A 26,037-nucleotide genomic window follows, 5' to 3' on the forward strand; every position below is an offset into this window, starting at 1 on the left:
ATCGAGGTCTAAGGTTTCGAACTGGTGTTCGTCGGCGGTTGAGGGGACCAGCGTGCGCGTGTTCGGAGTCGACCCCGGCTTGACCCGGTGCGGGTTCGGGGTGGTCGACGGCGGTGCGGGCCGCACCGTGCGACCGGTGGCCGTGGACGTGGTGCGCACACCGGCGGACATGGACCTGGCGCTGCGGCTGCTCCAGTTGTCCGACGCGGTCGAGCAGTGGCTGGACCACTACCAGCCGCAGGTGGTGGCCATCGAGCGGGTGTTCAGCCAGCACAACGTGCGCACCGCCATGGGCACCGCGCAGGCGGGTGGCGTGGTCGCCCTGTCGGCGGCCCGCCGAGGCCTGCCGGTCGTGTTCCACACGCCGAGCGAGGTCAAGGCGGCCGTCACGGGTTCCGGTCGGGCGGACAAGGCCCAGGTCACCGCCATGGTGACCAAGCTGCTCGGCCTCAAGACCGCCCCGAAACCCGCCGACGCCGCCGACGCGCTGGCCCTGGCCATCTGCCACCTGTGGCGCGCACCGATGCGGTCGCGCTTGGAGGAAGCACAGGCGAGGGCCGCCGAGATCGCCCGAACGCACCGCGCGAAACTGGCGCAGGCCGGCGCGCGGACCGCGCGGACACCGACCACAGCGACCCCATCAACCACACCGCCGGCCACCAGACGACCGGCGGCCCAGGTCAAGACCACTGCCACCCCGGCCAAGACCACCAGGGCCAAGGCTGCACCGGCCAAAACAGGTCAGGCCAAGACCACATCGGCCGAACCCCGATCGGCCGCGGCGGCCAAGACCGAGGCCACGCCGGCCGCGACCGCGTCGGCCAAGGCAGCGAAGGCCCAACCCGCGACCGCATCGGCCACGGCGAAGACCCCGGCCGCACCTGCCAGGGCCGGATCGGCCGGGTTGGCGGCGGTGCCGATCGCACCTGCCCCCACCCCACCTGCCCCCACCCCTGCCGCCCTCACCCCACCAGCCGCGAGTCCGGCCGCGATCGCGGTTGCGGTGGCCGGGTCGGTGCCGGGCCAAGAGGTACCGGGCGAGAGCGTGTCGGACGCGGCGGCCAAGATGGGGGGCCTGTCGGTGGCGACCGAAGTCGCGCCGGCCAAGGCCGCGAAGACCGGAGGTAGAAGCCAGTGATCTCGTCACTGCGCGGGCAGGTGTTGTCGATCGGGCTCGACCACGTCGTCGTCGAGGTCGGCGGCGTCGGCTTCGCCGTGCAGGCCACTCCCGCCACGCTGGCCACGCTGCGGCGCGGTGAGGAGACCCGGCTGGCCACGTCGCTGGTGGTGCGCGAGGACTCGCTGACCCTCTTCGGCTTCGCCGACACCGAGGCCCGCGAGCTGTTCGGCCTCCTCCAGACCGTGTCCGGGATCGGGCCGCGGCTGGCGTTGGCGACGCTGGCGGTGCTGGAACCGGACAAGCTGCGCGCCGCGCTCGCCGAAGGCAACATCACCGTGCTCACCCAGGTGCCCGGCATCGGCCGCAAGGGCGCCGAACGGCTGATCATCGAGCTGCGCGACAAGGTCGGCCAACTCGCACCCACCCCGACCGCCGGCGACGGCACCGGCCAGGTGCGCACCCAGGTCACCGAGGCGCTGCTCGGCCTCGGCTTCCCGGCCAAGCAGGCCGAACAGGCCGTGGACGCCGTGCTGGCCGCCGACGGCTCGCTCGGCACCTCCGAGGTCCTCCGCCGCTCCCTGGCCACGCTGGGCCGCAAGCGATGACCCCCGACGGCCACGCGGACGACTACGCCGACGACACGCTCAACCCGCTGCCCGACGTCGGCGAGCAGGATGTCGAGTCCACCCTGCGCCCCAAGGACCTGCACGAGTTCGTCGGCCAACCGAAGGTCCGCGAACAGCTCGAACTCGTCCTCCAAGGCGCGATGCAACGCGGCTCGCCGCCCGACCACGTGCTGCTGTCCGGCCCGCCCGGCCTGGGCAAGACCAGCCTCGCCATGATCATCGCCGCCGAGCTGGGCGCGTCGCTGCGCATCACCTCCGGCCCCGCCCTCGAACGCGCGGGCGACCTGGCCGCGATGCTGTCGAACCTGGTCGAGGGCGACGTGCTGTTCATCGACGAGATCCACCGGATGGCCCGCCCCGCCGAGGAGATGCTGTACCTGGCGATGGAGGACTTCCGGGTCGACGTGGTCGTCGGCAAGGGGCCGGGCGCGACCAGCATCCCGCTCGACATCGCCCCGTTCACCCTGGTCGGCGCCACCACCCGGTCCGGCGCGCTGACCGGACCGCTGCGCGACCGGTTCGGCTTCACCGGGCACATGGAGTTCTACAGCCCCGACGAGCTGGAGCTGATCGTCCGCCGGTCGGCCAAGATCCTCGGCGTCGACCTGCGCGACGACGGCGCCCGGGAGATCGCGGGACGCTCCCGCGGCACGCCCCGCATCGCGAACCGCCTGCTGCGCCGGGTCCGGGACTACGCGGAGGTGCGCGCGGACGGCGCGGTCACCCTCCAGGTCGCACGGGACGCCCTGAAGGTCTACGACGTGGACGAACTGGGCCTGGACCGGCTGGACCGGGCGGTGCTGGGCGCGCTGGTCCGGTCGTTCGGCGGCGGCCCCGTCGGCGTCTCCACGCTGGCCGTCGCGGTGGGTGAGGAGCCGACCACCGTCGAGGAGGTCTGCGAGCCCTACCTGGTGCGCGCGGGCATGCTGGCGCGCACTCCGCGTGGTCGGGTCGCCACCGCCACGGCATGGCTGCACCTCGGGTTGCAGCCACCGCCGCAGGCGCCCGGTGAGGCCACCCGGTCCCTGTTCGACGACGCCACCGAGTGATCGGGATTACTCACCTGGCACAATCGGCACCGGCACCCCAGAAATTCGGACGTTCCGGGCGCTCATCGCGTCCGCCCGTCCGGTTGATCGGAGAATGATGGACCTGTCCTCCTTGATGTTCCCGCTGCTGCTCGTGCTGCTCGCGGTGCCGCTGTTCCTCAGCGCCCGCAAGCAGAAGCGAGCCGTCGCCGCACAGCAGGCGCTGCTGAACTCCCTGGAGCCGGGCGACCGGGTCATGACCACCTCCGGGCTGTACGCGACGGTCGCCGACGTGAACGACGACGACAACACGATCGACCTCGAGATCGCCGACGGCGTGGTCACCACTTGGCTTCGCCAGGCCATCCGCGAGAAGGTTGTGGTGGACACCGAGAGCGACGCGGTCGTCGACGACGTCGACGATGTCGCCGACGAGACCGTGGACGTCGAGCCCGCACAGCAGGAGAGCAAGAAGTAACCCGAAGCACCCCGCGGACCCCTCGGCCTGGAGCCGGCAACTGTCAACGTGCCGACTCCAGGCAGTGACGCGCAGCTCACACCATCAGGGGTACGCTCCCGCTTCGCTGACCTTGTCAACTATCAGGAGACGGACGGACCGTGGCACCTCCGGCCGGGCAAATCCGCCCCGCGAAGTACCTGGGCGCATTTGTCCTCATCGTGGTCGCGCTGTACTCCCTGGTGTTCTTCACCGGGAACGGCAAGGCGACCCCCAAGCTCGGCATCGACCTCCAAGGTGGCACCCGTGTCACGTTGACCGCCCGGGCTCCTGATGGGAAAGCACCGTCGGAAGAGTCGCTCGACCAGGCCCGCACGCTCATCGAGACGCGGGTCAACGGTCTGGGCGTCGCCGGGCCGGAGGTCATCCGCGACGGCACCAACCTGGTGATCACGGTCCCCGGTTCCGACAGCGAGGGCGCCAAGCGCCTCGGCCAGACCGCGAAGCTGAACTTCCGCAAGGTCATCGGCTCGCCGGTGCCCAACGCGCCGGAGCCCGCGCCGTCCGAGAGCAGCACGCCGCCGTCGACGTCCGGCTCGGCACCGCCGAGCGCCTCGACCACGCCGCCCGCGAGCGGCGACAAGGAGCCGACGGAGACCGCGAACTCCGCCGCGCCGACCACGACCGCGCAGGGTCGTCCGGCGCCGGCGTTCGAGGGCCAGCCGGAGACCACCACCCCGCCCGCGGCGACCACCACGCCACCCGCGGACCCGAACGCGCCGCCCACCGAGCCGCAGGTCGACTGCCGCGCGGTGTTCGGGGGCGTGTACTCGGAGGACCCGACCAAGGCCATCGAGGAGTCCCGCACCTGCCGGCAGGACCCGCAGTTGACCACCCTGGACGCGCAGACCGTGTCCCAGGCGCTCGGCGCGTTCACCTGCCCGAAGGTCGACCCGCTGATCGGCAACGACGACCCGGCGCTGCCGCTGCTGACCTGCGACCGCGACAACACCGAGAAGTACGTGCTGGCGCCGGTCACCCCGCCGACCGACGGCAGCGTGAAGGACGACGACTTCAGCCTGTACTCGCGGCTGACCGGTGAGGACATCGACAACGCGGTGTCCGGCACCGACCCGCAGGGCGCGGGCTTCGTGGTCGACCTGACGTTCAAGAGCGACGGCGGCAAGAAGTGGGGCCAGTTCACCTCGGCCAACGTGCAGCAGCAGGTCGCGGTCGTGCTGGACAGCCAGGTCGTGTCCGCGCCGAACATCAACGAGGCCATCCTCGGCGGTTCGACGCAGATCAGCGGCAAGTTCAGCCAGGCGGAGGCCACCAGCCTCGCGAACGTGCTCAAGTACGGCTCGCTGCCGCTGTCGTTCGAGGCCTCCGAGGCCGAGACGGTGTCCGCGACGCTGGGCCTGGCCTCGCTGAAGGCCGGCCTGATCGCGGGCGGCATCGGCCTGCTGCTGGTGTTCGTCTACTGCCTGTTCTACTACCGCCTGCTCGGCGTGCTGACGATCCTGTCGCTGGCCCTGTCCGGTGTGATCGTCTACGCGGTGCTGGTGCTGCTGGGCCGCTGGATCGGGTTCACCCTCGACCTCGCGGGCATCGCCGGTTTCATCGTGTCGATCGGTATCACCGCGGACTCCTTCGTGGTGTTCTTCGAACGGCTCAAGGACGAGATGCGCGAGGGCCGGTCGTTCCGGTCCGCGGTGCCGCGCGCCTGGGTCCGCTCGCGCCGCACCATCCTGTCCGCGGACGCGGTCAGCTTCCTCGCCTCGGCCATCCTGTACGTGATCGCGGTCGGCCAGGTGAAGGGCTTCGCGTTCACCCTCGGCATGTCCACCGTGCTCGACCTGGTCGTGGTCTTCCTGGTCACGCACCCGCTGGTCAGCATGGTGTCCAAGTCGAAGTCCCTGTCCAACCCGAAGCTCTCGGGCCTCGGCGGCGCGGCACAGGCCGCCGCCCAGGACCGCGCGCTGTCGGGTGCGAAGAGCACCGCTGTGAAGGAGGTCTGACGTGGCCGAGACGAAGAAGGCCAACGTTTTCCAGCGGCTCTACGTCGGCAACGGCGCGTTCGACATCATCGGCAAGCGCAAGCGCTGGTACCTGGTGTTCGGCGCCATCCTGCTGATCTGCATCTTGTCGATCGTGTTCCGCGGCTTCAACCTCGGCATCGACTTCACCGGCGGCACGCGGGTGCAGATGCCCGCCGCCGGCGCGTCGGGCACGATCAGCATCGAGGCGGCCAAGGAGTCGTTCGAGAAGGCCATCGGCAACGAGCCCGCCGCGACGCAGACCGTGGGCACCGGTGACGCGGCGACCATCCAGATCCGGTCGGAGACGCTGACCGCCGACGAGGTGTTCAAGCTCAAGAACACGCTCAACGAGGACCTCAAGCCCAACGGCGGCACCGGCGCGATCAGCGACAGCGCCGTGTCCGCCTCGTGGGGCGGCGAGATCACCAGTCAGGCGTTGATCGCGCTCCTGGTGTTCTTCGTCGCGGTGATGATCTTCCTGGCGTTGTACTTCGAGCTGTCGATGGCGATCGCCGCGCTCGTCGCGGTGCTCCACGACGTGGTGATCACGGCGGGTGTGTACTCGCTGGTCGGCTTCGAGGTCTCGCCGGCCACGGTCATCGGTCTGCTCACCATCCTCGGTTTCTCGCTGTACGACACGGTGGTCGTGTTCGACAAGGTCCGGGAGAACACCCGCGGCCTGCTCGGCCTGACCCGCCGCACCTACGGCGAGGCCGCGAACCTGGCGGTGAACCAGACCCTGATGCGCTCGATCAACACCTCGTTGATCGCGTTGCTGCCGGTGCTGGGCCTGCTGGCGATCGGCGTGGGCCTGCTCGGCGTCGGCACCCTGAAGGACCTGGCGCTGGTGCAGCTCACCGGTATCGCGATCGGCGCGCTGTCCTCGATCTACATCGCGACCCCGGTCGCGGTGGACCTGAAGATGCGCGACCCGAAGTTCAAGGCGCAGGCCGCGCGGGTGCAGGCCCGTCGCGACAACCTGGCCCGCAAGGCCGCCGCCGGCGAGGCCACGGCCGAGGCCGCCGGCGCCGGCGACGTCGTGGAGTCGACCGACGACGAGTCGTTGCAGGCCGAGTTGCGCAGGGAGAAGGCCATGGCGGCCGCGGCGGGCGTGCCCGCGCGGACCGGCAAGGCAGGCGACGCGCGGCGGCGCCCGACCGGCAAGAAGCACCGTTGAAGCTGGACCGCGCCCTAGGGCTGCTGCGTGAGGTCCCGGACTTCCCCCTGCCGGGGGTCGTCTTCCGGGACCTCACGCCGGTCCTCGCCGACCCGGACGCGTTGCGCGCCGTGGTCGACGCACTTCAGGACAAGATCCACCCGGACACCCAGGTCGTGGCCGCGATCGAGTCGCGCGGCTTCCTGCTCGGCGCCGCGCTCGGCTACGGCTGGCGCTACGGCGTCGTGCCGCTGCGCAAGCCGGGCAAGCTGCCCGCCGTCGCGCACCGCGTGTCGTACGACCTGGAGTACGGGACCGCCACCCTGGAACTGCCCACCGACGCCGTCGCGCCAGGTCAGCACGTGGTCGTGGTGGACGACGTGCTGGCGACCGGAGGCACGGCGGCGGCGGCGTGCGAGCTGGTCGAGCGTGCGGGTGGCATCGTCACGGGCGTCTCGGTGGTGCTGGAGATCCCCGGCCTGGGCGGGCGCGAGCGCTTGGCGGGCCGCGAGGTCAACGCCCTGCTCACGGTTTGACCACCGCTGGGTCCGTCCCTAGGGGGGACTGACCACCACTGGGTCTGGCCACTACTGGGTGCGACCACTGTTCGGGTTGACTACCACTCGGCCAGACCGAAGTCGCCGACCTTGAGCAGTGCCGGTGCCGGTGGCTCGGCGGCGGAGCTCACGGCGTCCTGGAGCGCCGTCACCTCTCGCACGAGCTCGTGGGCGCCCGCGTCGGCGAAGTCGTCGACGGCCCGCTTGAAGCAGAGCAACGCCGCTTCGCGGTCCCCTTGCGCCAACCGCGCCCGCCCGAGCAGCACCCGGCACTCGCCGCGCTCCTCGGCAAGTTCGTCGTCGCAGTCGTCGTCGCGGTCGTCTTCGCCGCACTCGGCGTAGAGCTCGACGGCCCGGGTGAACTGGACGACCGCGTTGTCCGGATCGCCGGACAGCAGCGCCTGCGCGCCGAGCTCGCGCACCGCCCACGCCACCCCGGCGGAGTTGCCGCACTCGAAGTGCAGCTCGACCAGCTGCACCAGGCACCCCGTGACGGCGTCGGTCATCCCGCGCGCCCGGAAGATGCTCGCCAGCAGGTCCAGGGCGTACGCGTGCTTGCCGAGCCGGTCCTCGGTCGCCGATTCGAGGCAGAGCCCTCGCCTGACCTCCACCGCCTGCTCCGCCAACCGCGTGGCGGCGGGGAATCGCCCCAACCGGGCGTAGACCTGGGCGGCCACCTCCAGCGGCTCGGCCGCCTCGTCCTCGTTCACGTTCATGCCTGCCACCCTATTGTTTGCGAGCAGCAAAACCCTGGTAAGCAATCGAGTGAACTCTGCGTGCAAGCCGACTACGGACAGTGGTTAAGGTGATCGTCATGGCGGTAGGAACCACGCGTGCCAAGCGAAGGCTCGGCCGACACGTCAAGCCGATCGTGGAGCGGGCCGGGCTCAAGCCGGCCGAGGTCGCGGCCCTGGTCAAGACGTCGAAGGACACGGTCAACCGACTGCTGTCCGGCGACCACCTGCCGCGTTACCCGACGTTCCTGGCGATCATGACCGTCCTCAAGGCCACCGAGGAGGAGCTGGACGAGGGCACGTCGCTCTGGGAGCGAGCGAACGTGGACGCGGTCGTGGTGGAGCACGCGTCGGCGCTCTCACCGGGCTACCTGCGCTTCAGGATGGACGAGGGTGAGGCGACCAAGGAACGCTCGCTCGACCCGACGGTGATTCCGGGCATCCTCCAGCTCGGCAACTACGCCGAGGCATTGGGCCAATGCGCTCCGGCACTGACCGCGGGCAAGGGGTGGACCGCGCAGGCGGCTGCCGAGCGCCGCGATCGGCAAGGGCTGCTCTCGCGTGAGTCCGATCCGCTCCACCTGCACGCACTGATCGACGAGGCGGCCCTGTACCGCGTGGTCGGCGGTCGTGAGCTGATGGTCGAGCAGTTGACGCACCTGCTCACGGTCGCCAAGCAGGACAACGTCACCCTCCAGGTCGTTTCCTTCGACGCAGGCGCGTACGGCCCCCAGTTCGGCGCGTTGACCCTGCTCGACTACCCCGAGCCGGAAGAACCGCTCTCGGTCTACGTCGAAGGACACCACGGGATCAAGGTCGTGGAGAATGACCGGATGGTGAGCAAGCTGGTCGCGGCCTGGGGTGACGTGGCCCGGCTGGCGCTCGATCCGAAGCAGTCCACGAAGCGCATCCGAGACGTGAGGGACACCAGGTATGCCTGACCAGCAGAGGCAGTGGCGCAAATCGACTTACAGCTCCAGCCAGCCGGACTGCGTCGAGCTGGCAGTCGCCGCCGAGGCGACCGCCGTGCGGGACAGCAAGCAGCCGGAGGCGGGCGAGTTGAGCTTCCCGAGGAAGAGTTTCACCGCGTTCCTGGCGGCCCTCAAGAGCCACTAGACGCACGTTCAGCCTGGTGAAAGCCGATTGGTCGGGCTGAACCACAGGTGCTGCTCGTCGTGTGAACCGCACCGCTCATCGGCACGGCGCCGAGGTCGGCACCGCAACGGAGTTATCCTCGGTTCCTAGACCCGAGGAGCGTGGTTGAGCCAGGACACCGAACCCGCGCAGACGACGCAGCCCGTGCCCGCACGGCCGCCGTCCGCGACGAGGCGCGTGCGCGCACGGCTGGCACGCCGCATCACCGCCCAGCGCGCCGCGCCGGTCAAGCAGGTGCTCGAACCGCTGGCCGCCGTCCACCGCGACCTGCACCCCAAGGCGGACCTGGCGCTGCTCCAGCACGCCTACGACGTGGCGGAGGAGAAGCACCGGCCGCAGCGGCGCAAGTCCGGCGACCCGTACATCACGCACCCGCTCGCGGTGGCGACGATCCTCGCCGAGCTGGGCATGGACACGACCACGCTGGTCGCCGCCCTGCTGCACGACACGGTGGAGGACACCGACTACTCGCTGGACCAGCTGCGCGTCGACTTCGGCAACGAGGTCGCGCTCCTGGTCGACGGCGTGACCAAGCTCGACAAGGTCAAGCTGGGCGCGGCGGCGGAGGCCGAGACCATCCGCAAGATGGTCATCGCCATGGCCAAGGACCCCCGGGTGCTGGTCATCAAGCTCGCCGACCGGCTGCACAACATGCGCACCATGCGGTTCCTGCCGCCGGAGAAGCAGGCCCGCAAGGCCCGCGAGACGCTGGAGGTGCTGGCCCCGCTGGCGCACCGGCTGGGCATGGCGACGGTGAAGTGGGAGCTGGAGGACCTGGCGTTCGCGATCCTCCAGCCCAAGAAGTACGACGAGATCGTGCGCCTGGTCGCCAACCGCGCGCCGTCCCGCGACACCTACCTCGGCGGCGTCATCACGGAGCTGTCCCAGCAGATGTCGGGCGCCCAGATCACGGCCAAGGTCGAGGGCAGGCCCAAGCACTACTACTCGATCCACCAGAAGATGATCGTGCGCGGCCGGGACTTCGACGACATCCACGACCTGGTCGGCGTGCGCATCCAGGTGGACGAGGTCCGCGACTGCTACGCCGCCATGGGCGTGGTGCACGCGCTGTGGCAGCCCATGCCCGGCCGGTTCAAGGACTACATCGCCCAGCCCCGGTTCGGCGTCTACCAGTCGTTGCACACGACGGTCATCGGACCGGACGGCAAGCCGTTGGAAGTGCAGATCCGCACCTACGACATGCACCGGACCGCCGAGTACGGCATCGCGGCGCACTGGCGGTACAAGGAGACGCGCGGCACGCACAGCGGCAAGGGCGTCGACGTCGACGAGATGGCCTGGATGCGGCAGCTGCTGGACTGGCAGAAGGAGGCCGCCGACCCGGGGGAGTTCCTGGAGTCGCTCCGGTTCGACCTGGCCGCGCGGGAGATCTTCGTCTTCACCCCCAAGGGCGAGGTGATCACGCTGCCCACGGGCTCCACGCCGGTGGACTTCGCCTACGCCGTGCACACCGAGGTGGGGCACCGGTGCATCGGCGCCAGGGTGAACGGTCGGCTCGTCGCGCTGGAGCGCAAGCTCGAGAACGGCGAAGTGATCGAGATCTTCACGTCCAAGGCCGAGGGCGCGGGCCCGTCCCGCGACTGGCTGAGCTTCGCGGCCTCGCCGCGCGCCAAGGCGAAGATCAAGCAGTGGTTCGCCAAGGAGCGCAAGGAAGAGGCCATCGAGGTCGGCAAGGACGCCATCACCAAGGAGGTCCGCCGCGTCGGGCTGCCGTTGCAGCGGTTGGTCTCCGCCGACTCGATGGGCGCGCTGTCGAAGGAACTGCACTACCCGGACGTGTCGGCGCTGTACGCGGCCGTGGGGGAGGGGCACACCTCCGCCCGGCACGTGGTGCAGCGGTTGGTCGCGCAGCTCGGCGGCGTGGAGCACGCCGAGGAGGAGCTGGCGGAGCGGTCCACGCCGTCCACCGTGGCACGGCGACGGGTCACCGGTGACGCCGGTGTCGTCGTCAAGGACGCGGCCGACGTGTGGGTCAAGCTGGCGCGCTGCTGCACGCCCGTGCCCGGCGACGACATCCTCGGCTTCGTGACCCGCGGTGGTGGGGTGTCGGTGCACCGGACCGACTGCACCAACGCGGACGAGCTGCTCAGGACGCCCGAGCGGTTGCTGGACGTCGAGTGGGCGCCGTCGTCGTCATCGGTGTTCCTGGTGGCGATCCAGGTGGAGGCGCTCGACCGGCACCGGTTGCTGTCCGACGTCACGAAGGTGCTGGCCGACGAGAAGGTCAACATCCTGTCGGCGTCGGTGACCACGTCGCGCGACCGGGTGGCGGTGAGCCGGTTCTCGTTCGAGATGGGCGACCCGAAGCACCTGGGTCACGTGCTGAAGGCCGTTCGCAGCGTGGAGGGCGTGTACGACGTGTACCGGGTGACCTCGGCGTCGTGATCGGCCGGCTGTGATCGGCTGACCGGTGCTGCTTGGGCCCGCTCTGCCGGGCGGCCCTCACCGAACGCACGGCGTGCACGATCGTCGACCAGCTATCTTGTGTATCGACTGCCGGTTGGCATCTATCGAATTTCAACAAGTGCGAGCACGTTGCCGGCGTGTACGCGTCAGCGAAACGTCATCGCGTGATGCGACCATCCGACATGTCGGCCCTCGTCGGTCGACGGGGAAGACGCAGGGGCCCGGCACTCCTCTCCCGAGTGCCGGGCCCCTGCGTGTTGTCCGATCGGGTCAGGCGACGCTGACCGACTCGAACTTCACTTCCTTGTTCGGCTTGCCGCCACCGGGCGACGGGTCGAACGAGCCGTCGTGGCCTGCCCGCGCCACCTCGTCGATCAGCTTCAGCCCGGCCTCGTCGAGGCTGCCGAAGACCGTGTAGTCGGGCGACAGCTGGGCCTCGCCGTAGACGATGAAGAACTGGCTGCCGTTGGTGCCCTTCTGGGTCTCCTGGTCCGCACCGGCGTTCGCCATCGCCAGGTAGCCGCGACCGTAGGTCAGTTCGGGCCAGGTCTCGTTGTCGAACGTGTAGCCGGGGCCGCCGGTGCCGGTGCCGGTCGGGTCACCGCACTGGAGCATCTGCAGGCCTTCGGTGCCGATGCGGTGGCACGTGCTGCCGTCGTAGTAGCCCTGCTTGACCAGGCTGACGAAGCTGTTCACCGCGCACGGCGCCAGCGCGCGGTCCAGGGTCAGCTTCAGCTCGCCGACGTTGGACTTGATGGTGGCGGTCGCGGTGCCGGTCGCCGGGGCGCTGCCCTCGGGGGCCTTCGTGCCCTCCTTGGACGCGGGCTCCTTCGACGGCCGGTATTCGCACGCGGCCGGGTCCGCGATCGGGGTCGGCCGCGTCGGCAGCGGCTTGACCTCGGTGGGGATCTCGATCGGGGCGGGCGCGCTCGAACTGGCGGCTGCGGCGTCGTCCCCGGTGTTGCTGAAGTCGGTCGTGGCGAGGAAGTACACACCGCCCGCGACCACGACGACGGTGACCGCGGTCGCGACCACGGCGATCACCCGGCGCCGCTTCGCGCGCTCCGCCCTGCGGACGAGCTGGCGTTCCAGCTTCCGCTTGGCCTGCTCGCGGCGCTGCACGTTGGTCGGCACCTGCAACCTCCCTGATCTCTGCGTCGACGGCGACGATCGGTCAGCAGTCTAGGGGGCAGGTATATGGCTGGTGTATGCCGGATAGGCTGGTTGCCGGGGTCCACAGCGATCCGTTGTCGATCCGTTGCCGTCGAGAGGTGATCCCGTGCTGGTGATCGGCTTCCCGTCCGGCGCCCTCCAGGCCAACTGCTTCGTGCTGGCCACCGGCGCCGGCGAGCCCTGCGTGGTGGTCGACCCCGGCCAGGACGCGGCCGAACCGATCGCCGAGGTGCTGCGCGAGCACCGGCTCTCCCCGGTCGCCGTGCTGCTGACGCACGGGCACTTCGACCACACCTTCTCCGTCGCGCCCGTCTGCGACGGCAACGACATCCCGGCGTGGATCCACCCGGCCGACCGCGAGCTGCTGTCCGACCCGCTCAAGGGCATCAGCACCGAGTCGCGGGCCTTCTTCGGCGGTGACCTCGAACTGCGGGAACCGCGCGAGGTGCGCGAACTCGCCGACGGCGCCGAGCTCGACCTGGCCGGCCTCCGGCTGACCGTCGACCACACACCGGGCCATACCGGCGGGTCGGTGATGTTCCGCGCCGGCACCGAGGAGGGCGGTCGGCTCGTGCTGGCCGGGGACACCCTCTTCGCCGGCTCCATCGGACGCACCGACCTGCCGGGCGGCAACCACCGCGAGATGCTGACGTCGCTGCGCACCAAGGTGCTGACGTTGGCCGACGACACGGTGGTGCTGCCCGGCCACGGGCCGACGACGACCATCGGCCGCGAGCGCGTGAGCAACCCGTTCCTGCTGGACCTGGGCTCACCCGACGACGTGCCGGCCGCACCGCACCGAGGACTGTAGAACAGTGACGACCCCTTTCACCGCCCCCAAGGGCGTACCCGACTACTTCCCGCCCACCTCGTCTTCGTTCGTGGCGGTGCGCGACACCCTCGTGGAGTCCGCGCGCCGCGCCGGCTACGGCTACATCGAGCTGCCGGTCTTCGAGGACACCGCGTTGTTCGCGCGCGGCGTCGGCGAGTCGACCGACGTGGTCAGCAAGGAGATGTACTCGTTCACCGATCGCGGTGGGCGGTCCATCACGTTGCGGCCGGAGGGCACGGCCGGCGTGATGCGCGCGGTCATCGAGCACGGCCTGGACCGCGGCCAACTGCCGGTGAAGCTCGCGTACGCCGGGCAGTTCTTCCGCGCCGAGCAGCCCCAGGCGGGCCGCTACCGGCAGTTCCACCAGGTCGGCATCGAGGCGATCGGGGTGGACGACCCCGCGTTGGACGCGGAGGTCATCGCGGTCGCCGACGCCGGATTCCGCGCGCTCGGCCTGACCGGCTTCCGGTTGGAGCTGACGTCGTTGGGCGACCACACGTGCCGCCCGCAGTACCGGGAGAAGCTCCAGGCGTTCCTGGCGGAGCTGCCGCTGGACGAGGAGACGCGACGGCGGGCTGAGCTCAACCCGTTGCGGGTGCTGGACGACAAGCGGCCCGAGGTGCGCGAGCTGGTCGCCGACGCGCCGCTGATGGTGGACAACCTGTCGGCCGAGTCGCTGGCGCACTACGAGCAGGTCAAGGGTTACCTGAACGAGCTGGGCGTGAAGTTCGTGGAGAACCCGCGGATGGTTCGCGGCCTGGACTACTACACGAAGACGACGTTCGAGTTCGTGCACGACGGGCTGGGCGCGCAGTCCGGCATCGGCGGCGGCGGGCGTTACGACGGGTTGATGGAGCAGCTGGGCGGGCAGCCGTTGTCCGGCGTCGGGTTCGGCCTCGGCGTGGACCGGGCGTTGCTGGCGTGCCAGGTCGAGGGCGTGTCGCCGGGTGACGTGACGCGGTGCGACGTGTACGGCGTGCCGTTGGGCGAGGCGGCGAAGTCGAGGCTGGTCGCGTTGTCCGCGCCGCTGCGGGCGGCCGGTGTGCGGTTCGACCTGTCCTATGGTGGTAGGGGTTTGAAGGGTGCGATGAAGGGCGCCGACCGGTCGGGTGCGCGGTTCGCGATCGTGCTGGGCGAGCGCGACATCGAGGCCGGTGTGGTGCAGCTGAAGGAGTTGGCGTCGGGCGACCAGCGCGAGGTGCCGCTGGCGGACGTGGTGATCTCGGTGCTGGAGGCGTTGGGCCGGTGAGCGAGCGGATTGCCCTTGACCTGCTTGACCCGAAGGCCGTGCGCAAGCGCGCCCGGACGGTCGCCATCGGCGCGTTGATCGTCGCCGCCGCGTTCGGCGGGTTGCTGGGGCTGCTCGCGGGGCGGACGGCGGGTCTGGTGACGGCGGCGGTGTTCGCCGTGCCGTTGTTGCTGTTGGCGTGGTCGGAGGCGCGGCGGCGGGTGTGGCTGGAGGGCCACGTGCTGTCCGTGCGCGCCTTCGGCACGCGTTCGGTGGACCTGCGGGCTGCCGACCAGTTGGACCTGCTGGTGACGGACATGCGCGGCACGCGGACGGTGGGGCTGTTCGTGCGCGGGGGCGGCAAGGCGATCAACCTGGCGTTGGCGATCTACGCGGGTACCGGTGGTCGGGAGCAGGGGGTGCTGCCGTTGCGCAAGCTGGCCGATGTGCTGGCGGGTCGGGGTGATGCGCCCGGGTTGGTGTTCTCCGAGCTGTTGGTCGCGCAGCTGCGTGCGGAGGCTCGCGGCCTGGCGGCCGCGGACCGTCCGCTCTACCAGCTCGGCTCGATGGCACCGGTGGGCCGCCTGGCCCAGAAACTGACCCCGGAAGCCATCTCCCGCTTCGTCTCCACCCTCGACCAATCCTGACCACCGCGCGTGTCCTACCTCCAGAACGCGCGTGTCCTACGTTCGGAACGCGCGTGTCCTACGTTCGGAACGCGTGAGTCCTACGTTCAGAACGCGTGAGTCCTACGTTCGCGTTGTGAGAGTCCTACGTTCAGGGCCCGTGAGTTCAACGTTCAGGGCAAGATCAAAAGATTAAGAGCGTCCTCGCCGGACGGGCAGATCAGCAGGATGACGGGGATGGCACCGTCGGTGCGGCTGCGTCGTGGGTCGGGTTCCGTGTCATCCCGCCGACCTCCACAAGGGCAACCACACGTGTCAAGGGGGCCGTACCAGCCTCAAGTGCGGTAGGGCCGGAAGCGCCCCCTTGACACGTGCGGTAGGGCTGCGCCAGGTCGGCGGGATGACACGAAACCCTTGTTTTTGGGGAAGCGGGTGAAGTGGCGGGTGGTCAGTCGTCCGGGAGGCCCCACGTGCCCTTTGGTGGTGGGGGTGACTGGGTGGCGGTGGCGTCCGTGGTGGGAGGGGTGCCGCCGATGAAGCGGGTCAGGGAGTCGTCGTGTTCGACGCGGCCGGGGAAGGGGTCGCCGGCGGTCAGTCTGGTCAAGGTGGCCACGGGTAGTTCGACGTGGGAGCCGACGAGTACGAAGTTGCCGAAGCGCCTGCCTCGGAAGACCCCGGGCTCGGCCAGTACGCAGACGTGCGGGAACACGGCGCGGACGGTGGCGGCTTGGGCCTTGGCGAACGACAGCTTGCCGCCGTCGCCGATGTTGGCCGCGTAGACCCCGCCGGGGCGCAGGGTGCGGGACGCCAGCGCCACGAACTCGACCGACGTCAGGTGCGCGGGCGTCCGGGCACCGGCGAACACGTCGGTCACGACCAGGTCGAACGAATCTTCCGGTGCCTTCGCCAGGACGGCCCGCGCGTCACCGTTGCGGATCCGCAGCCGCCAGTTCCGGTCCAGTGGCAGGACACCGCGCACCAGGTCGATCAACGCCGCGTCGATCTCCACCACCTGCTGGCTGGAACGCGGGCGCGTGGTGGCGATGTAGCGCGGCAGGGTGAACGCGCCGCCGCCCAGGTGCAGCGCCCGGATCGGCTCACTGCCCGGTGCGACCAGGTCGGCCACGTGACCCAGCCTGCGCAGGTACTCGAACTCCAGGTGGGTCGGGTCGTCCAGGTCGACGTGCGACTGCGGCGTGCCGTTCAGGCGCAGCGTCCACGCCCGCGACACGTCCGGGTCGGGGGTAAGTTCCGCGATGCCCGAGTCGACCTCACGGCTGATGGTCTCGTCGGCTCTCCGGATCCGTCCCACCCGACGATTATCCCGGTAGCGCTCGCCCGCACCGCAACGGCACGAGCGGGGTCCGCAGTGTGCCGGTACGGTACCCATCCGTGCAGCTCGCCGCAGACGTACTCACCGCGCTCGTCGCGGCCATCCACCTCTACATCGTCGTGCTGGAGATGTTCCTCTGGAACACGCCGCGCGGCCGCGCAACGTTCGGCACCACGCCGGAGTTCGCCGCCGAGTCGAAGGTGCTGGCCGCCAACCAGGGCCTCTACAACGGCTTCCTGGCCGCCGGTCTGATCTTCGCCCTGATCGCACGTGGCACGACGGGGTTCGCGTTCGCCGTGTTCTTCCTGATCTGCGTGATCGTGGCCGGCCTGTACGGCGCGGCGACGGTCAGTCGTCGGATCCTGGTCGTGCAGTCCGTGCCCGCCGCGATCGCGTTGTTGCTGGTCCTGCTGGCGCGGTAGCCGGGCGGCGCCACGGACCCTTGGTGGGGTCGTAGCCGGTGCGCAGGTCGCCGGTGACGCGGGTGCGCCGCCGCGGGTCACCGGTGGCCGGCTCGGGTGAGGGCTCAAGAGGCGTGGGAACGGGCTCGCGGCCGGCGACGAAGGCCGCCAGCGCGGTGGTGATCGGCACGGCGGCGACCAGGCCGATGCTGCCCACCAGGGTCCGCACGACCTCCTGAGCCACCTCCTGCGCGGTGAGGATCTCGCCCAGGGTTCGCCCGGACAGGGAGAACGCCAGCAGCAACGGCAGCGCGGCGCCCGCGTAGGCCATGACCAGCGTGTTCACCACGGACGACAGGTGGTCGCGGCCGATCCGCGACCCCGCCGCGTACAGCTCGCGGAACCCCAGCGCGGGATTGGCCCGGCGCAGTTCCCACACCGCGCTGGTCTGCGTCACGGTCACGTCGTCGAGCACGCCGAGCGCGCCGATGAGCGTGCCTGCCAGGAGCAGCCCCCTGGTGTCGATGCCGTGCCCGAGCAGCGACACCAGGTTCGCCGTGTCCTGGTCCAGTCCGGTCAGCTTGCCGAACGCGGAGAACACCGCGCCGAGCAGCCCGATCAGCGCCAGGCTCACCAACGTGCCCAGCACCGCCGTGGACGTCCGCGCGGACAGCCCGTGCGTCACGTACAGCACGACGAACATGATCAGCCCCGCCCCGACCACGGCCACGACCAGCGGGTTCTCCCCGGCCAGGATCGCGGGCAGCACGAACAGCGCCAGCACCACGAAGCTCAACGCCAGCGCACCCAGCGCCGCCAACCCCTGCCAACGGCCCAACAGCAGCACGGCCGCCGCGAACAGCACCGCGAGCAGCAGCAGCGGCACGCCGCGCTGGAAGTCGGCCAGCTGGTAGGACGTGCTGTCGTTCGGGTCGCCCCCGCCGTAGGACAGCACGACGGCGTCGCCCACGGTGAACGTCGGCGTGCCCGGCTGGTCCGGCACGGGGACCTGGATGTCCCGACCGGCCGCCGCGCCGTCGCTCATCCGCACGGTCACCAGCACGCACCCCGTGGCGCCGGGCTCGGCCGACTCCGGACCGCACCCGCCCCGGGCCACGGCCGTGACGTCGCCGCGCACGGGCACCTGCGCCAACCCCGCCTCGGCGCCGGTGCGCTGCTCGTGCCCGAACGGGTACAGCAGCAGCGTGCCGACCACGGTCGCCAGCACGAACGGCAGCAGCAGGACCAGCAGCAGCCGCCGAACCGGTGTGGACGAGGGTTCGGCGGGGCCGTGCCCGTGGCCGTGTCCATGGGCGGCGATCAGGTCCTTGGCGCGCACGCGCACATACTGCCCGCCCACCCCGAACGTCCGCATGTCGGACGGTTCGGTGCGAAGTTCGGGGTGACCCCTTAACGCCGGCACCGGGCGGTGCCAGGCTCGCCGCGTGACCACGAACTGGACACCCATCCACGGCCGGGACTTCGCGCCCGTGCCCTACCGACCGGCCCGGATGCCGGTCGACGAATCCCTGCGCACGGCCGCCGAGCTGCGCGCCCGCATGCAGGAGCGCCGCACGGTGCGCATGTTCTCCGGCGAGCCCGTGCCCGAACAGGTGGTGCTCGACGCCATCGCGGTCGCGTCCACCGCGCCCAGTGGCGCCCACCAGCAGCCCTGGACGTTCGTGCTCGTGCAGGACCCCGCGGTGCGCCGCCGCATCCGGGAGGCCGCCGAGCAGGAGGAACGGGTCTCGTACGCGGGCCGGTTGGGCGACGAGTGGCTGGCCGCCCTGCGCCCGCTCGGCACCGACGACGTCAAGCCGCACCTGACCGACGCGCCCGAGCTGCTGGTCGTGTTCCAGCAGCGGTACTACGTGGAGCCCGACGGCACCCGCCGCAAGCACTACTACGTGGACGAGTCGGTGGGCATCGCGGTCGGCATGCTGCTGACCGCGCTGCACCTGGCCGGGCTCGCCGCCCTGACCCACACGCCGTCGCCGATGAGGTTCCTCGGCGAGGTGCTGGGCCGCCCGCGCAACGAGAAGGCGTTCGCGGTGATCCCGATCGGCTACCCGGCCGACCGCTGCGTGGTGCCCGACCTGGTCCGCAAGTCACTGGATCAGGTGCTGGTGACGGTCTGAGCCCCGAACCGGAAGTGCGCGGCCACCGCCTCGTCGCAGGCCGCCAAGGCCTGTCGCAGCCGTTGGTCCGGCGATCCCGTGACCAGCCGCCACGGCACGCCCCGCGTGGCCAGACCCGCCTGGAACGCCTCGGTCATCCACGCGCGCAGGTGCTCGCCGTCCCGCCACCCGTCCTGCTCGAACGGCACGCCGACGTGATCGGTCAGCAGGTACAGGGCGGGGCGGTGGGCGTCCGGCGCGATGTCCGGGTGCGGCGCGCCGAGGTAGCGGTGGCCCCACACGGTCGCCGCCCACGAGTCGTTGTCGCACACCAGGACGGGGCCTTTGACCGCGGCGTCGGCCAGCTGCTGTTGCCTGCGGGCCACGTCCTGGAAGTCGCCGACCGTCCACACGAGATCGTCGACGGTCGCGCCGGGGTCGAACGCGCGGGCGGCGGCCAGCTTCAGCTCGGTGTGCTCCCGGCCGTACTCGGGCACCCAGGGTGCGTCCAGCGCCTGCGCGAGGGCACGCGACAACGTCGTGGTGCCGGTGCTCTCCGCCCCGAGCACCACGATCCGCGCGCACAGCCCGATGCGGGTCGCGGGCGCGAGGTCCGCCCACCGGCCGCGTGGATCGGCCCGGACCGCCGTGCCAGACACCGGGAAGGCGGCGCGGTCCAGGTCGACCAGCACGTGCCGGGCACCGAGCCGCTTGGCCATCTCGTCGCCGTAGTGCTCGCTGGAGAACACCGCGTCGACCGCCGCCGACGCCGGATCGCCGTCCAGGATGGCCCGTCGCGCGAGCACCGCCCGGGCCACGCCCATGTGCAGTTCCCACACGGCGTCGCTGTCGAAGTCCATCTCGTGGTCGTCCACGTCGCCGAGCACGACCAGCCCGGGTGTGCCGGCGTGCTCGGCGCGCAGCCACGACACCCGGTCGGCGACCGGGATGGACTCCGCGCTGGACGCCAGCACGGTCACGGTGGTGCGCCTGCTGCGCGCGGCGGCGGTGCGGATGAGGTGGTGGTGACCGGCGTGCGGGGGGTAGAACTTGCCGAGCACCAACGCGTGGTCGAAGTCGGTCACGCGGCTACCAACTCGTCCTCGCGCAACGCCTTGGTCCAGTTGCGCAGACCGAGCACGCACAGAGCCATGAACCCGATGTACAGGATCGCGGTCAGCCACAGGCCCTTGTAGGCGTACAACGGGACGTAGATCACGTCCGCGGCGATCCACAGCCACCAGCACTCGACCTTCTTGCGGGTCTGGCCCCACGTGGCCAGCAGCGAGAGGACGGTGGTCACGGAATCCGCCCAAAGCACGGTCGAGTTGCTGAACGTGGTCAGCACCCACACCAGCAGCAGGGTGCCCGCCACACCGGCCGCGAGCAGCCACCACCACTGCGCGCGGGTGGTGCGGCTGACGGGCAGCGGGGTGTGCTCGGCGCCGCCACGCAGCCACGCCCACCAGCCGTACAGCGCGAGTGCCACGTAGACGACCTGGAGGCCCGAGTCCGCGTACAGGCCGCTGGTCGCGAACAGGACGAGGAAGGCGAGGTTGTTGAGGATGCCGATCGGCCAGGTCCACGGGTTCTGCCGGGCCACCAGCCACACGCACAGCGCGCCGGTGACGAAACCGATCACCTCGCCCCAACTCGTGGCGACGCCGGCGAACGTGAACGCGGTGGTGTTGAAGGGCCAGAGGATGACGTCCAGCACTGACACAGGTACTCCGTTTGACCGTGGTTCGAACACGTGTTCGAATGTGGACATGCGATGGGACGGGCAGAAGGACGGGGCGGACCGGCAGCAGGCCCTGCCGGGTTTGCCGGGGCTGCTGCGCAGCGTACGAACTCCCGACTTCGCCGACGTCGTGTTCCACGAGGTGAACGCCAAGTCGGTGCTGAACAAGGTGCCCGGCGGCGGTCTCCCGTTCGGCTGGACCGTCAACCCCTACCGCGGCTGCACGCACGGCTGCACGTACTGCCTGACCGGGGACACGCCCGTGCTGCTGGCCGACGGCCGCACCAAGCCCATCGCCGAGCTGTCGGTGGGCGAGGAGGTGTTCGGCACCGCCCACGGCCGGTTCGTGGTCACCCGCGTGCGGGCGCACTGGAAGACCTCCAAGCCCGCCTACCGGCTGACGTTGAGCGACGGCACGCAGGTCGTGGCGGGCGGCGACCACCGGTTCCTCACCGACGAGGGCTGGAAGCACGTCACCCCCGGCCGGTGCGACGACTTCGAGGAGCGGCCGTTCCTGGTCAAGGGCGCGCAGCTGGTCGGCACGGGCCGGTTCGCCACGCCGCCCGCGCAGGTCGAGGAGTACCGCGCGGGCTACCTGTGGGGCGCGGTGCGCGGCGGCCTGCCCAGCCTGCCCGACGTGCTGGCGCGGGTGCGCGCGTTCGCGGGCGGGCGGGTGCCGCGGGAGGACGAGCTGGTCGAGTGGCCGACCACGCCGGGGGAGGAGTGGTCGAAGGGGTTCCTGGCCGGGTTGTTCGACGCGCGCGGCAGCTCCACCGGCGGTGAGCTGGTGATGTCCAGTTCGGACAGCGCGGTGTTCGAGGCGGCGGTGCTGGCGTTGACGCGGCTGCGCGTGTCGCACGTGGTCGAGGTGCGCGGGGTGCGCATCGTCGGCGGCCTGGCCGAGCGGCTGCGGTTCCTGCACCTGGTGGCTCCGGCGACACCGCGCGGCAACGCGATCGAGGGCATGGCGGTGCCCGTCACGTCCCGGCTGGCGGTGGTGTCGGTGGAGTCGCTCGGTGTGACGCGGACGTTGTACGACATCACCACCGGCACGGGCGACTTCGTGGCCAACGGTCTGGTCAGCCACAACTGCTTCGCCCGCAACACGCACACCTACCTCGACCTGGACGCCGGGCGCGACTTCGACACCCAGGTGGTGGTGAAGGTCAACGCGGTGGAGGTGTTGCGGGCCCAGCTGCGGTCCAAGCGCTGGCGGCGCGAGCACGTGGCGATGGGCACCAACACCGACCCGTACCAGCGGGCCGAGGGCCGGTACGCGTTGATGCCCGGCATCATCGGGGCGCTGGCCGACTCGGGCACGCCGTTCTCGATCCTCACCAAGGGCACCGTGCTGTCGCGGGACGTCCCGCTGCTGGCGCGGGCCGCGTCGTCGGTGCCGGTGGGCATCGGCGTGTCGCTGGCGTTGCTGGACCGGGAGTTGCAGGCCGGTCTGGAACCGGGCACGCCGAGTCCGCGGGCGAGGTTGGAGCTGGTGCGCCGGGTGCGTGACGCGGGGTTGCCGTGCGGGGTGTTCGTCGCGCCGGTGCTGCCGAAGCTGACCGACTCGGAGGAGCAGCTGGACGCGCTGCTGGCCTCGATCGCGTCGGCCGGGGCGACGGGCGTGACGGTCCTGCCGCTGCACCTCAGACCGGGCGCGCGGGAGTGGTTCGGCCGGTGGTTGGTGCGGACCCGGCCGGACCTGGTCGACGACTACCGGAGGCTGTACGCACGAGGGTCCTATGTGGACGCGCGGTACCGCCGGTGGCTCGACGCGCGCATCCGACCGCTGTTGCGGCGGCACGGCCTGGACGCGCGCGGCAAGCCGGACGCGGTCGGCGTGCCCGGCGACGACGAGGGCCTGTGGCCGGAGGGCAGCCTGCCCGCCTCGGTCCCGGCGGCGCCGGTCGTCCAGGAGCAGTTGACCCTGCTCTGACCCGTCAACGCACCGCCTGCGGGAACCTCAGCACGCGGTCCGGGTCGTAGCGGCGGGCCACGGCGCGCAGCCGGCGCAGGTTGTGCCGGTACGACGTGGCCGCCCAGTCCTCCTGCTCGGGGTCCAGGTAGTTGATGTAGGTGCCGGTGCCGATCAGGCCCGCCAACGCCGACTGCGCGTCGTCCACCTCGCGCGTCACCCGCTCGGGCGGCAGGTCGCCGACGGTGCCGAAGACCTCGACGGACGTCGGCGCGCCGCGGTGCGGGTAGGCCGTGCCGGTCGGGCTCGGCCGGTCGATCGCACCGCCGAGCGCGCCGACGATGAGCAGCGCGCTGCCCTTGTCCCGCACCGTGTCCGCCACCGCCGCCGGGTCGCCCCACAGGCCGTCGGACACGCGTGACGACGCGCGGAAGGCGTTGCGGGACGGGTGGCCGGCGGTCATGATCGCCGTCGCGGTCGGGTAGTCGACCTCGGCGTGCTCCAGCGGGGCGTCGAGGCCCAGGCGGGCCAACTCGGCGAGCAGCGGGGCTTGCGGGCCGATCGAGCAGCCGACGAGGTCGGTCGAACCGTCGGGCAACACCACGCAGGTGCTGGACAGGTGCTCGGGCGCCGAGGCGCTCCAGGGCTGCCAGGCGCCGAGCACGTCCGCCGCCGACCCGGCCGGGAACCGCAGCCGGAACACCGTCAGCACCTCCGGCCGGGGCGCGGTGGCGAACTCGAACGACGTGACCACGCCGAAGTTGCCGCCGCCACCGCCGCGCAGCGCCCAGAACAGGTCGGGTTCGCGGTCCTCCGACGCGGTGACGACGCGGCTGTCCACGGTGACCACGCGAGCGGCGCGCAACCAGTCGCACGTGAGGCCGTAGGTGCGTTGCACCCAGCCCAGGCCGCCGCCCATGGTCAGGCCGGCGATGCCGACGGACGGGCAGTTGCCCAGCGGCAGGCACCGGCCGGCGGCGGCGAGTGCCGCGTACACGTCACCGAGGCGGGCGCCCGCGCCGATCACGGCGGTGCCGTCCGGCCGCACCTCGACGCCGTTCATCGGCCCCAGGTCGACCACCAGGCCGTCGTGCGGGGTGGAGTAGGCGGCGTAGCTGTGCCCGCCGCCGCGCGCGGCCACCCGGATGCCGGACCGGCGGGCCTCCTCCAGGCACCGCTGCACGTCCTCGGCGCGCACGCAGCGGGCGATCGCGGCCGGCCGGTGGTGGTCGAACAGCGAGTTGAACGGCAGCCGCGCGGCGTCGTAGCCGTCGTCGCCGGGCAGCAGCAGGTCACCGGACAGGTGCGCGCGCAACCGCGCCCAGCGCACCGGCCGCGTCTGCGCCGCCATCCCGCCGGCGGCCACCGCCACGCCCGCCCACCGCATCAAGTCACGCCGCGAAACCGCCACACCGACCTCCCGGCCTCTCATCCAACAAGGCTCCGGATCGGGGGAGAACCGCTGTTCGGACGCGCTCCGCCTCGGTGTCGTACGGCGTACGGTACGCTGTACGACATGAGTGCCGTGGCGGGTAGTGGAGCGGGGTTCGTGCCGACCGACGACGACGTGGCGGGCGTGCTCGCGTGGTTCGAGCAGTGGGACGCCTTGGCGACGGCCAAGGACGTCGAGGCGATGGCCGACATGGCGTTGTTCCCGGTCAACGCGGTGACCGACGGGTCGGCGCAGTCGTGGGACCGGGCGCGGTTCCTCGACGACATGGCGGCGTCCCTGGGTGAGGGTGACGTGCGGATGGAGTCGGTGCGCACGCCCGTCTTCGTCAACGCGAACCTGGTCTTCGTGATCACCGACGCGACCATCACCGCCGGTGACTTCTCGCAGGTCGTGCGGTACGGCGACCTGCTGGTCAAGACCGACGGCAGGTGGCTGTTCCAGACGATGGTCCAGGGCGGGTGGTAGCCGGGTGGCGGTCCGCGCTGATTAACAATCAGTCTTGACTGTTTGTTGGTCGGCGCGGAACACTCGGCGGCATGTCCACCGACACCGGCCAACGGGAGACCAGGCGCCAGGCCGACCGCAGTCGCGAGACCAGGCGCAAGCTCATGGAGGCGACCGTCGAGTGCCTGGTCGAGCGGGGCTGGTCGGGCACGACGACAACGGTGGTGGCCGAGCGCGCGGGTGTGTCCCGCGGCGCTCAGCTGCACCACTTCCGCACTCGCGGCGAGCTGGTCGCGGCGGCGGTCGAACACCTGGGCGCGGAGAGCGTCCTCGACCTGAAAGAGCGCGCTCGGCAGGTCGACGCCGGCTCACCGGAAGATCGGATCGCCGCGGTGGTCGAGCTGATCGCCGACTTCTACGCCAGCGACCTGTTCACCGCCGCGCTCGAACTGTGGGTCGCCGCACGCACCGACCCCGAGCTCAAGACCGTGGTGGTGCCGCTGGAGGTCCGCCTGGGCCGGGAGACGCACCGCCTCGCCGTCGAGCTGCTCGACGCCGACGAGAGCAAGCCGGGCGTCCGCGAGAGCGTGCAGCTCACCCTGGACCTGGTGCGCGGCCTCGCGCTGGCCAACCAGCTCACCGACGACGGCAAGCGGCGGCGTCGGGTCATCCGGCACTGGGCGCACCTGCTGGAGGAGTCCCTCGGAAGGCGGGCACGGTGATCACCGAACTCCTGGACGACCTGCGCGCGGAGAGCCAGGTGCTGGACGACCTGGTCGCGCCGCTGTCCGACTGGACCGTCCCGACGCCCGCCGAGGGCTGGACGATCGCCAACCAGATCAGCCACCTGTGCTGGACCGACCGCGCGGCCGTGCTCGCCGCGCGCGACCCCGCCGCGTTCACCGAGGCCCTGAAGCAGGCCAGGCCGGACATGGTCGACGAGGGCGCGCGGGAGCCGATCACGTTGGCGCGGTGGCGGGCGGGTCGGGCCGAGCTGGCCGAGGCACTCGTGGCGGTGCCGCCGGGCGTGAAGGTGCCGTGGTTCGGGCCGCCGATGAGCCCGACGTCCATGGCCACCGCGCGGCTGATGGAGACGTGGGCGCACGGTCAGGACGTCGCCGACGCGCTCGGCGTGACCCGCGCGCCCACGCACCGGCTCAAGCACGTCGCGCACATCGCGGTCCGCACGTTCGGCTGGTCGTTCCTGGTCCACGGGCAGCCCGCGCCGCAGGTGCCGGTCCGGGTCGAGCTGGTCGGGCCGAACGGCGAGCAGTGGGTGTGGGGCCCGCCGGACGCGGCGGACCGGATCACCGGACCCGCGTTGGACTTCTGCCTGCTGGCCACCCAGCGGCGGCACCGCGACGACCTGGCCGTGACCGCCGTCGGCGACGCGGCCAACGCCTGGCTGCCCGTCGCGCAGGCGTTCGCCGGCGCCCCCGGCAGGGGCCGCGACAAGGGGCGGCCGTGATCCGCATCGG

At 71.2% G+C, this 26,037-nt stretch carries 25 protein-coding genes and 1 pseudogene; 19 read left to right on the forward strand and 7 right to left on the reverse strand.

Annotation, left to right across the window (positions count from 1 at the left end; all coding sequences use genetic code 11):
- Window positions 1-52 precede the first annotated feature (52 nt).
- The 7 genes and pseudogenes from ruvC to ACYVLT_RS14575 form a co-directional block, all read left to right on the forward strand.
- Window positions 53-634, forward strand: a pseudogene (ruvC, locus tag ACYVLT_RS14545) (crossover junction endodeoxyribonuclease RuvC); the annotation flags it as partial.
- Window positions 635-1,134: 500 nt separating this feature from the next.
- Entirely contained in the window at window positions 1,135-1,725 is a 591-nt protein-coding gene (gene ruvA, locus ACYVLT_RS14550; RefSeq protein ID WP_461120701.1) for a Holliday junction branch migration protein RuvA, read from the forward strand.
- Window positions 1,722-2,795 carry a Holliday junction branch migration DNA helicase RuvB gene (gene ruvB, locus ACYVLT_RS14555; protein ID WP_461120702.1) on the forward strand — a complete coding sequence of 358 codons (1,074 nt, stop codon included), beginning with the start codon at window positions 1,722-1,724 and terminating at the stop codon, window positions 2,793-2,795. The genes ruvA and ruvB overlap by 4 nt, the downstream gene beginning before the upstream one ends.
- A 97-nt stretch (window positions 2,796-2,892) precedes the next feature.
- Entirely contained in the window at window positions 2,893-3,252 is a 360-nt protein-coding gene (yajC, locus tag ACYVLT_RS14560; RefSeq protein ID WP_461120703.1) for a preprotein translocase subunit YajC, read from the forward strand.
- Between the two features lie 140 nt (window positions 3,253-3,392).
- Window positions 3,393-5,249 (forward strand): protein translocase subunit SecD, encoded by a 1,857-nt coding sequence (gene secD, locus ACYVLT_RS14565; protein ID WP_461120704.1) that lies wholly within the window; start codon window positions 3,393-3,395, stop codon window positions 5,247-5,249.
- A gap of 1 nt (window position 5,250) precedes the next feature.
- On the forward strand, window positions 5,251-6,447 hold the full coding sequence (gene secF, locus ACYVLT_RS14570; RefSeq protein WP_461120705.1) for a protein translocase subunit SecF: 1,197 nt from the start codon (window positions 5,251-5,253) through the stop codon (window positions 6,445-6,447).
- A complete protein-coding gene (locus ACYVLT_RS14575) occupies window positions 6,444-6,962 on the forward strand; it encodes an adenine phosphoribosyltransferase (protein WP_461120706.1) in 519 nt (172 codons plus the stop codon). Before secF ends, ACYVLT_RS14575 begins: the two co-directional genes overlap by 4 nt.
- A gap of 80 nt (window positions 6,963-7,042) precedes the next feature.
- On the opposite strand, the gene ACYVLT_RS14580 is transcribed toward ACYVLT_RS14575, so the two are convergent.
- Window positions 7,043-7,699 carry a tetratricopeptide repeat protein gene (locus ACYVLT_RS14580; RefSeq protein WP_461120707.1) on the reverse strand — a complete coding sequence of 219 codons (657 nt, stop codon included), beginning with the start codon at window positions 7,697-7,699 and terminating at the stop codon, window positions 7,043-7,045.
- A gap of 98 nt (window positions 7,700-7,797) precedes the next feature.
- Here ACYVLT_RS14580 and ACYVLT_RS14585 point away from each other — a divergent pair, with 98 nt between their 5' ends.
- The 3 genes from ACYVLT_RS14585 (at window position 7,798) to ACYVLT_RS14595 (ending at window position 11,278) form a co-directional block, all read left to right on the forward strand.
- Entirely contained in the window at window positions 7,798-8,658 is an 861-nt protein-coding gene (locus tag ACYVLT_RS14585) for a helix-turn-helix domain-containing protein (RefSeq protein WP_461121121.1), read from the forward strand.
- Complete coding sequence (locus tag ACYVLT_RS14590) at window positions 8,651-8,833, forward strand: DUF397 domain-containing protein (RefSeq protein ID WP_461120708.1); 183 nt, start codon at window positions 8,651-8,653, stop codon at window positions 8,831-8,833. Before ACYVLT_RS14585 ends, ACYVLT_RS14590 begins: the two co-directional genes overlap by 8 nt.
- A 144-nt stretch (window positions 8,834-8,977) precedes the next feature.
- Window positions 8,978-11,278, forward strand: coding sequence for a RelA/SpoT family protein (locus tag ACYVLT_RS14595; RefSeq protein ID WP_461120709.1), 2,301 nt, complete (start codon window positions 8,978-8,980; stop codon window positions 11,276-11,278).
- A 291-nt stretch (window positions 11,279-11,569) separates the two neighbouring features.
- On the opposite strand, the gene ACYVLT_RS14600 is transcribed toward ACYVLT_RS14595, so the two are convergent.
- Window positions 11,570-12,433 (reverse strand): peptidylprolyl isomerase, encoded by an 864-nt coding sequence (locus ACYVLT_RS14600; RefSeq protein ID WP_461120710.1) that lies wholly within the window; start codon window positions 12,431-12,433, stop codon window positions 11,570-11,572.
- Window positions 12,434-12,578: 145 nt separating this feature from the next.
- Between ACYVLT_RS14600 and ACYVLT_RS14605 the strand changes: the two genes are divergently transcribed.
- The 3 genes from ACYVLT_RS14605 to ACYVLT_RS14615 are packed head-to-tail and all read left to right on the forward strand — an operon-like array spanning window position 12,579 to window position 15,179.
- Window positions 12,579-13,283 (forward strand): MBL fold metallo-hydrolase, encoded by a 705-nt coding sequence (locus tag ACYVLT_RS14605; protein ID WP_461120711.1) that lies wholly within the window; start codon window positions 12,579-12,581, stop codon window positions 13,281-13,283.
- A 4-nt stretch (window positions 13,284-13,287) separates the two neighbouring features.
- Window positions 13,288-14,553, forward strand: coding sequence for a histidine--tRNA ligase (gene hisS / locus ACYVLT_RS14610; RefSeq protein ID WP_461120712.1), 1,266 nt, complete (start codon window positions 13,288-13,290; stop codon window positions 14,551-14,553).
- On the forward strand, window positions 14,550-15,179 hold the full coding sequence (locus tag ACYVLT_RS14615; protein WP_461120713.1) for a hypothetical protein: 630 nt from the start codon (window positions 14,550-14,552) through the stop codon (window positions 15,177-15,179). The genes hisS and ACYVLT_RS14615 overlap by 4 nt, the downstream gene beginning before the upstream one ends.
- Window positions 15,180-15,606: 427 nt before the next feature.
- Here the strand turns inward: ACYVLT_RS14615 and ACYVLT_RS14620 are convergent, their stop codons facing one another.
- The gene (locus ACYVLT_RS14620; RefSeq protein WP_461120714.1) at window positions 15,607-16,470 is read right to left on the reverse strand and encodes a spermidine synthase; all 864 of its coding nucleotides are present in this window, start codon (window positions 16,468-16,470) and stop codon (window positions 15,607-15,609) included.
- A gap of 80 nt (window positions 16,471-16,550) precedes the next feature.
- Here ACYVLT_RS14620 and ACYVLT_RS14625 point away from each other — a divergent pair, with 80 nt between their 5' ends.
- Complete coding sequence (locus ACYVLT_RS14625; RefSeq protein ID WP_053717467.1) at window positions 16,551-16,913, forward strand: DUF1304 domain-containing protein; 363 nt, start codon at window positions 16,551-16,553, stop codon at window positions 16,911-16,913.
- Here the strand turns inward: ACYVLT_RS14625 and ACYVLT_RS14630 are convergent.
- On the reverse strand, window positions 16,840-18,267 hold the full coding sequence (locus tag ACYVLT_RS14630) for a YibE/F family protein (protein WP_461120715.1): 1,428 nt from the start codon (window positions 18,265-18,267) through the stop codon (window positions 16,840-16,842). The two genes, ACYVLT_RS14625 and ACYVLT_RS14630, sit on opposite strands and share 74 nt — an antisense overlap.
- Before the next feature lie 136 nt (window positions 18,268-18,403).
- On the opposite strand from ACYVLT_RS14630, the gene ACYVLT_RS14635 reads away from it, so the two are divergent.
- Complete coding sequence (locus tag ACYVLT_RS14635) at window positions 18,404-19,030, forward strand: nitroreductase family protein (protein WP_461121122.1); 627 nt, start codon at window positions 18,404-18,406, stop codon at window positions 19,028-19,030.
- Here the strand turns inward: ACYVLT_RS14635 and ACYVLT_RS14640 are convergent.
- Together ACYVLT_RS14640 and pnuC are read right to left on the reverse strand one after the other, a co-directional pair.
- A complete protein-coding gene (locus tag ACYVLT_RS14640; protein WP_461120716.1) occupies window positions 19,009-20,094 on the reverse strand; it encodes an AAA family ATPase in 1,086 nt (361 codons plus the stop codon). The genes ACYVLT_RS14635 and ACYVLT_RS14640 overlap by 22 nt on opposite strands.
- On the reverse strand, window positions 20,091-20,732 hold the full coding sequence (pnuC, locus tag ACYVLT_RS14645; protein ID WP_461120717.1) for a nicotinamide riboside transporter PnuC: 642 nt from the start codon (window positions 20,730-20,732) through the stop codon (window positions 20,091-20,093). The genes ACYVLT_RS14640 and pnuC overlap by 4 nt, the downstream gene beginning before the upstream one ends.
- A gap of 46 nt (window positions 20,733-20,778) precedes the next feature.
- Here pnuC and ACYVLT_RS14650 point away from each other — a divergent pair, with 46 nt between their 5' ends.
- Entirely contained in the window at window positions 20,779-22,683 is a 1,905-nt protein-coding gene (locus ACYVLT_RS14650) for an intein-containing Rv2578c family radical SAM protein (RefSeq protein ID WP_461120718.1), read from the forward strand.
- Window positions 22,684-22,687: 4 nt separating this feature from the next.
- Here the strand turns inward: ACYVLT_RS14650 and ACYVLT_RS14655 are convergent, their stop codons facing one another.
- Window positions 22,688-24,094, reverse strand: coding sequence for an FAD-dependent oxidoreductase (locus ACYVLT_RS14655; protein WP_461120719.1), 1,407 nt, complete (start codon window positions 24,092-24,094; stop codon window positions 22,688-22,690).
- Window positions 24,095-24,178: 84 nt separating this feature from the next.
- Between ACYVLT_RS14655 and ACYVLT_RS14660 the strand changes: the two genes are divergently transcribed.
- The 3 genes from ACYVLT_RS14660 to ACYVLT_RS14670 all read left to right on the forward strand — a co-directional run bounded on the left by ACYVLT_RS14660 (window position 24,179) and on the right by ACYVLT_RS14670 (window position 26,027).
- A complete protein-coding gene (locus ACYVLT_RS14660) occupies window positions 24,179-24,580 on the forward strand; it encodes a nuclear transport factor 2 family protein (protein ID WP_461120720.1) in 402 nt (133 codons plus the stop codon).
- 71 nt (window positions 24,581-24,651) lie between these two features.
- Window positions 24,652-25,281 (forward strand): TetR/AcrR family transcriptional regulator, encoded by a 630-nt coding sequence (locus ACYVLT_RS14665; protein WP_461120721.1) that lies wholly within the window; start codon window positions 24,652-24,654, stop codon window positions 25,279-25,281.
- Window positions 25,278-26,027 carry a TIGR03084 family metal-binding protein gene (locus ACYVLT_RS14670; protein WP_461120722.1) on the forward strand — a complete coding sequence of 250 codons (750 nt, stop codon included), beginning with the start codon at window positions 25,278-25,280 and terminating at the stop codon, window positions 26,025-26,027. The genes ACYVLT_RS14665 and ACYVLT_RS14670 overlap by 4 nt, the downstream gene beginning before the upstream one ends.
- Window positions 26,028-26,037 lie beyond the last annotated feature (10 nt).

This window comes from Saccharothrix stipae, from assembly GCF_054781895.1.